The organism is Parafannyhessea sp. (genome assembly GCF_051876455.1).
GTDB lineage: Bacteria > Actinomycetota > Coriobacteriia > Coriobacteriales > Atopobiaceae > Parafannyhessea.
In genome coordinates, this window is record NZ_JBJEHW010000101.1 from 1 (window position 1) to 3,098 (window position 3,098).

Annotated in this window: 2 protein-coding genes; one reads left to right on the forward strand and one right to left on the reverse strand. The window is 67.4% G+C overall.

Annotated elements, in window-relative coordinates:
- Positions 1-252: 252 nt before the first annotated feature.
- Entirely contained in the window at positions 253-2,355 is a 2,103-nt protein-coding gene (locus tag ACI38Z_RS04755) for a YgiQ family radical SAM protein (RefSeq protein WP_439789041.1), read from the forward strand.
- Positions 2,356-2,417: 62 nt separating this feature from the next.
- Here ACI38Z_RS04755 and ACI38Z_RS04760 read toward each other — a convergent pair whose 3' ends face one another.
- Positions 2,418-3,059 carry a GTP pyrophosphokinase gene (locus tag ACI38Z_RS04760; RefSeq protein WP_439789042.1) on the reverse strand — a complete coding sequence of 214 codons (642 nt, stop codon included), beginning with the start codon at positions 3,057-3,059 and terminating at the stop codon, positions 2,418-2,420.
- Between the last annotated feature and the right edge of the window lie 39 nt (positions 3,060-3,098).

Consider the following 3,098-nt stretch of genomic DNA (forward strand, 5'->3'; position numbering starts at 1 on the left):
CTCCAAACACGCCGCGACACGCGGCGGACGATGCTGCCTCGCAAGCTCCCTCGATACCCCTTGGGGGTTTGCTGTCGCCTAAGTTATACCCCTCATAGGTATTTGTCAACGGCGAGAAGAACGGATGCATCGCGCGCGACACACCGCCTTCACATCGGGCCCACACGCTGCCGCCGCCCCGCGCGCCGGGGACGCGCCGTGCCGCCAGCCCCTATAATCAGTGCAATCGGCAAGGCATCCCAAGGAGCACGCATGGCTTTTCTCCCCGTCAACAGGCAGGACATGGCAGAGCGCGGATGGGACCAGTGCGACTTCGTGTATGTGTGCGGAGACGCGTACGTGGACCACTCGTCGTTTGGCATGGCCATCATCACGCGCACGCTCGAGGCGCACGGCTACAAGGTGGGCGTGATCTGCCAGCCGGACTGGCGCGACGAGAAGAGCGTGCAGGTCCTGGGCGAGCCGCGCCTGGCGTTTCTGGTCTCCTCCGGCAACATGGACTCGATGGTCAACCACTACACCGTGGCCAAGCGCCGCCGCAGCGAGGACTTCTACTCCCCCGGCGGCAAGATGGGCCTGCGCCCGGACCACGCCACCGTGGTGTACTCCAACCTCATCCGCAGGGTCTACCGCCACGTGCCCATCGTGCTGGGCGGCATCGAGGCGTCGCTGCGACGCCTTGCCCACTACGACTACTGGTCAAACTCGCTCAAGCGCTCGATTCTTCTGGACAGCGGTGCCGACCTGCTGATATACGGCATGGGCGAGCGCTCCATAGTCGAGGTGGCCGACGCCCTGGACTCCGGCCTGCCCATCGACCAGATAACCTGGATCCACGGCACCGTCTACCGCACGCGCACGACGGAGGACGTGGACCGGCCGCTCGCGCTCCCCACCTGGGAGCAGATGCGCGCGGACAAGCTCAACTACGCGCGCAGCTTTGGCATCCAGGGCAGGAACCTCGACCCGTTCAGCGCGCGCACGTTGGTCGAGGAATACCCCCACGGCGTATACGTGGTGCAGAACCCGCCGACCATGCCGCTCACCACGGAGCAGATGGACGAGACGTACGAGCTCCCCTACGAGCGCACGTACCACCCCATGTACGAGGCCGCCGGCGGCGTCCCCGCCATCAAGGAGGTCAAGTTCTCCATCGCCAACAACCGCGGCTGCCTGGGGCAGTGCAGCTTCTGCGCGCTCAACTTCCACGAGGGCCGCATCATCCAGAGCCGCAGCCACGCCTCCATCCTGCGCGAGGCGCGCCTCATGACGCAGGACCCGGACTTCAAGGGCTACATAAGCGACCTTTCGGGCCCCACGGCGGACTTCCGCATCCCCGCGTGCGCCAAGCAGCTCAAGAGCGGCGCGTGCCCCAACCGCCGCTGCCTCGCGCCCGAGCCCTGCCCCAACCTCCGCGTCACGCACGAGGACCTGGTCCAGCTCCTGCGCGAGCTCCGCGCCATCCCCGGCATCAAGAAGGTCTTCATCCGCAGCGGCATCCGCTTTGACTACGCGATGCTCGACCACGACCACACCTTCATCAAGGAGCTGGCCGAGTACCACACCTCCGGCCAGCTGCGCCTTGCCCCCGAGCACATATCCGACCAGGTGCTCGAGATCATGGGCAAGCCCCACAACCACATGTACGAGGACTTCTGCAAGGAGTTCGAGAAGTACAGCCGCGCCGCCGGCAAGGAGCAGTACGTCCTGCCCTACCTCATGAGCAGCCACCCCGGCTCCACCATGCGCGAGGCCGTCAAGCTCGCGGAGTTCTGCCGCGACCTGGGCTACAACCCCGAGCAGGTGAGCGACTTCTACCCCACGCCGTCCACGGTCTCGACCTGCATCTTCTATACCGGCGTGGACCCGCGCACCATGAAGCACGTCTACTGCCCCACCAACCCGCACGAGAAGGCCATGCAGCGCGCGCTCATCCAGTACCGCAACCCCAAGAACTACGACCTGGTGGTCGAGGCGCTGCACATCGCGCACCGCGAGGACCTCATCGGCTACGGTCCCAAGTGCCTGGTCAGGCCCGACGGCCCGTGGCACGGCAAGCACGAGGGCGACGGCAAGGGCGAGAAGAGCAACGGCCATGGCGGCAACCGCAGGCGCTCCGGCGGCAAGGGCCGTGGCGGCTACGGCAACAACGGCAGCCGCAACCACGGCAAGGCCCAGGGACAGGGCCAGTCCCGCGGCAAGGGCCAGAGCGGCAAGGGCCCGCGCGCCAACGCGACGGGCGGCCACGGCGGCAACCAGCACACGGACGCCCAGCACAGCACGTACGCCTCGCGCGGACGCCACCCCGGCAAGAAGGCGCACCGCGGCGGCAACCAGCACCGCGACCAGCGCTAGCCGGGCGCGGTGCTGGCCCGGGGGCCGATCTTCTCCCCCAGGGACGCCCTTCTCGCCTGCGCCTACGCCCGCCTGATGGCGTCGCGCAGCGTCTGCATGTCCAGGTCCACGCTCGCGATCTCGTCCGCGCAGCGCTTCAGCTCCTGGGTCAGCAGTTCGGGGTTCTTGATCGTCTTCTTGTACTTCATCTTGTGCTCGAGCGTCGCCCAGAAGTCCGTCGCGACGGTGCGGATCTGGATCTCGCTCGAGGGCAGGAACGCGCCCGCCCCGCTCGTGAACCGCACGTTCATGTGGTAGCTCCGGTAGCCGTTGGGCTTGGGGTGCTTGATGTAGTCCTTGGTGCGGAGCACCTCCACGTCGGGCTGCTCGCCAATCCAGTGCGCCGCGGCGTACACGTCGTCCCCAAACGCGCAGATGATCCGCAGCCCCAGGATGTCCTGCACGTTCGCCTCGATGGCGTCCGCCAGGGTCGTGCCGCTGCCACCCTTGCGCGCGATCTTCTCCACCAGGCTCGCCGGGGACTTGATGCGCGACGTGTGGTAGACCACGGGCTTCAGGTCGTCGGAGTCGCCCGCCGTCGCGGCAAAGCCCTCCGCCAGCCCGTCCAGCTGTGCGAGCGCCGCCTGCAGCCGGGGGTAGTCCTCGCCGTAGAACTCCTCCGGCGTCGGCGTCACCACGATCGAGTTGCCGTTGTCGCCGTCCATCACTTCTCGTCCCCCTCACGGCGCGGCCCGCGCCGGAAT